The sequence below is a fragment of the Carnobacterium sp. genome (genome assembly GCF_032094055.1).
Taxonomy (GTDB): Bacteria; Bacillota; Bacilli; order Lactobacillales; family Carnobacteriaceae; genus Carnobacterium_A.
The window spans coordinates 10,604-14,071 of record NZ_DAMDAK010000069.1 but is presented as its reverse complement, the minus strand read 5'-3'; the positions used below and the strand labels follow the sequence as shown (position 1 = coordinate 14,071).

The 3,468-nt window shown below is 34.3% G+C and carries 4 protein-coding genes; 3 read left to right on the top strand and 1 reads right to left on the bottom strand.

The annotated features are described in order from the left end of the window. Window positions 1–338 (top strand): nucleoside-diphosphate kinase (locus tag RT405_RS10220; protein WP_313469500.1); only part of this gene is annotated, 338 nt, incomplete at its 5' end. Window positions 339–413: 75 nt separating this feature from the next. On the opposite strand, the gene RT405_RS10215 is transcribed toward RT405_RS10220, so the two are convergent. After that, window positions 414–1,166 (bottom strand): SDR family oxidoreductase, encoded by a 753-nt coding sequence (locus tag RT405_RS10215; protein ID WP_313469498.1) that lies wholly within the window; start codon window positions 1,164–1,166, stop codon window positions 414–416. Between the two features lie 118 nt (window positions 1,167–1,284). Here RT405_RS10215 and RT405_RS10210 point away from each other — a divergent pair, with 118 nt between their 5' ends. Both RT405_RS10210 and uvsE read left to right on the top strand, forming a co-directional pair. Next, window positions 1,285–1,695 carry a MarR family transcriptional regulator gene (locus RT405_RS10210; protein ID WP_313469496.1) on the top strand — a complete coding sequence of 137 codons (411 nt, stop codon included), beginning with the start codon at window positions 1,285–1,287 and terminating at the stop codon, window positions 1,693–1,695. A 64-nt stretch (window positions 1,696–1,759) separates the two neighbouring features. Continuing rightward, complete coding sequence (gene uvsE, locus RT405_RS10205) at window positions 1,760–3,010, top strand: UV DNA damage repair endonuclease UvsE (protein ID WP_313469494.1); 1,251 nt, start codon at window positions 1,760–1,762, stop codon at window positions 3,008–3,010. Window positions 3,011–3,468 lie beyond the last annotated feature (458 nt).

The window sequence follows — 3,468 nt, the reverse complement described above, 5'->3', positions numbered from 1 at the left end:
TTTTAACAGAATATGAAAGAAACGGTTTAAAAATCATTGACTTGAAACTGTTACAAGCTTCTTCAGCAATGGCAGAAAAGCATTATGCGGAACATGAAGAAAAACCTTTCTTTAACAGACTAGTTTCTTATCTTACAAGAAGCCCATTAGTTGCGCTTGTCTTAGAAGGCGAAAATGCAGTTGAACGAGTTCGAGCACTGAATGGAACAACAGATCCAGAAAAATCTGGAGATAATACTATTCGTGCTCTTTATGGACTTAGCTTATCTGAAAATACAGTACATGCCTCTGATTCACCAGAAAGTGCTGACAGAGAACGGGCCATTTGGTTTGCTTAAAAAATTCATCTCAATCAAAAATAGATTCACCGAAGCTCGAGCTTGGCGAATCTATTTTTTTATCTATCTAAGAACTTAATATAGTTGAATGGAACCACCATCAACCATTAAGGTTTGCCCAGTCATAAAGCTGCTCATATCACTTGCTAAGAAAACAGCAACTTGACCAATATCCTTTTGTGGATCTCCCAAACGTTTAAGAGGAATTTGATTAGCCATTGCAGTGTATTCATCAGGAAAATTTTCTTTCCAGCTTTTTACGCCTTCCGTTTCTGCAATTGGGGAAATAAGGTTCACACGGATACCTTCTGGCGCCCATTCATTTGCCACGACACGAGACAGACCACGAATAGCTTCTTTACTTGCTGCATAAGAAGCTTGTTTTTCCATTCCCTTCATAGCTGAACCTGAACCAAAGTTGATTACTGCGCCTTTCGTTGCTTTTAAATCTTCATAACAAGCCTGCATTAAGAATAATGTTGCCAAAAAACCAGTTTTAAAGGATAATTCGAACATCTCATTTGTCGTTTCCATAAAAGCAGCTTGCCGAGTTGCATGCGCATTATTGATTAAAACATCAATTTTGCCAAATTTCTTAACTACTGTCTCTCTTATCTCTTTTGCATTCTCTTCTAGTGAAATATCCTTTTTTAAAAATAATGCCTCAACACCCATATCTTCTAATTCATTAACAAGTTCTGCCCCTTTTTCTTCATTCAAATCGACAATTGCAATATTGGCGCCTTCTGCAGCTAATGCTCTTGACAAACCTGCTCCAATACCACCCGCACCGCCTGTAATAATGGCGACCTTATTCTCTAGTAACATGTAAATTTCCACCCTTCTATTCATTAAAAGCTCATTAATAGTTTAATGTTAAACTATTGATAAGTAAACTAAAAGAAATTAAACTTAAATCACTATAATAAACAGAGGGAGGAAACGGATGATGCATCAAAATATGGAATTGCTCTATTCAGTCAATCAATATACACAAACTGTTATGAAAAAATGGACAGCTGCCTTTCCTTATCCCATTAGTATTTCAGCGTTGTTAGTCCTAGGTGAATTAAAAACAAAAGGACCGCAAAAACAAGTTACACTGGCTCAGTTTTTAAAAATAACACCAGGAGCAATGACTAATATAGCCAACATGATCGTTCAGAAAAACTATGCTAAACGCGTTTATGATGAAAAGGACCGTCGCATTACACGGTTAGCCATTACAGAACAAGGAAAAGAACTAGTAGAAGCAGCACGGACTACTGAAGCTAAGATCAACACTGATTTACTTAAAGTTCTTTCACAAAAAGAAAGAGAAACTTTTTTAGAGCTTTTTCGAAAAATTAGTGAATAATAACTAGTGCCTAGTACCAAAAAAATTTACAGTTTTCATAAAATAAAATTAAAAGGAGATGCTTATGAAGATCGGTTATGCATGTTTGACTCTCGGTGTCTACAATACAAATTTTAAAACCTGTACACTTAAAACCGCAACACAAGAAAACCTATTGAACATTACAGCGCACAATCTAGAAACATTAGATAGAATTCTAGATTACAACATCAAAATAGGCATTACACTTTTTAGAATCAGTTCGGATATCATTCCATTTGGTTCGAGTCCTATTAATGATCTTCCTTGGGATGAGATTTTCCAAGAAAAGTTTCAAATGATCGGTGAAAAATTAAAGGCTGAGAACATTAGGGTGTCGATGCACCCTGGGCAATACACGGTTTTAAATTCACCCAACACAGAAGTTGTGAAAAGAGCGATAGAAGATTTAAATTACCATAACCGGTTTTTAACTGCACTTGGGACAGAGAAATCCAGTAAAATCATTTTGCATATCGGCGGTATATACGGTGATAAAACAGCAGCCATTGCGAGATTTGGAAAAAACTATCAACTCTTGAGTCAGGAAGTTAAAGATAGACTGGTCATCGAAAATGATGATAAATCGTACAGCATAGGTGATGTATTACAAATAGGAACAACTAACCGTATTCCTGTAGTCTATGACAACTTGCATAACCAGGTTTTGCCTTTTGACGTATCAAAAGACGATAACTATTTTATCACTTTAGCAAACCAGACTTGGCAAGCTGATGATGGCCAGCAAAAAATCCATTATTCTCAAGGTGCTCCTTTGAAAAGAGCAGGCAGTCATTCTAAAACGATCGACTTAGAAGTATTCAACGAATTTTTAAAATCAATTCCTGATGTTGATATCATGCTTGAAGTAAAGGATAAAAATCTTTCTGCTGTGAAAGCTAACAATCTGATTGCCGATGATAAAAAAATAAGCCATATAGAAAAAGAATGGGCTCGATATAAATACAACATTCTGGAACACGATCCAAACCGTTACCAAGAAATTCGCAGCTTATTAAAAGATAAAGCAGGCTACCCGGTGGTAGAATTTTATGCGCTTATCGACCAAGCACTTGCGACAGAACCAACTGAAGGCAATCAACTGAATGCTGCAGCTCATGTCTGGGGATATTTTAAGAATAAAGCCACAAAGTCAGAAAAGAAAAAGTATGATTCCTATCTCGCATCATTTAAAAAAGGAACCTATTCCATCAAGGCTGTCAAAAATTTATTATTAAAAATGGCCGTAAAATATGAGAGTGACTATTTATTGAACAGCTATTATTTCCATTTTTAAACCCTAATAATTTTGTTTTATAGTCTTTCATTGATCGTGATTTTTATCTATTTCCTTCAAAAAAACTTGTAAATATTGATACCAATATTTACAAGTTTTTTGTTTTTTTATAGTCTCTTATTATATTTTTTAATAGGAAATCTAAATGGTTATAAACTACAATAAAAAAAATTCAGACTTGTACATTAGGCGTTATTTAAAAACTTCTAATTCTATGCGGGAGTATACTTCTAAGTTTTTAGTATAGCTCTATGAATAACCCAAGAGGTTACACATTCATTAATTAATAGTGTGTTTCAAATTTTTCTATATTTTTCTAATGGTTTCTCTTCAGGTATTATTATAATTTATAAAAAATAGCTTGGAAGCCACTTTACAATATAAGATCTTTTTCGTTTAATATAATTTCCAATTAATTGCTTTGTATGTGGTAACAAATTTTGGTTTTCAGAGTTCTC

What these genes read in the sequence shown, in the direction of transcription:
- RT405_RS10215 (WP_313469498.1), bottom strand. Translation starts at nt 1,166, where the DNA reads ATGTTACTAGAGAATAAGGTCGCCATTATTACAGGCGGTGCGGGTGGT.
- RT405_RS10210 (WP_313469496.1), top strand. Translation starts at nt 1,285, where the DNA reads ATGATGCATCAAAATATGGAATTGCTCTATTCAGTCAATCAATATACA.
- uvsE (WP_313469494.1), top strand. Translation starts at nt 1,760, where the DNA reads ATGAAGATCGGTTATGCATGTTTGACTCTCGGTGTCTACAATACAAAT.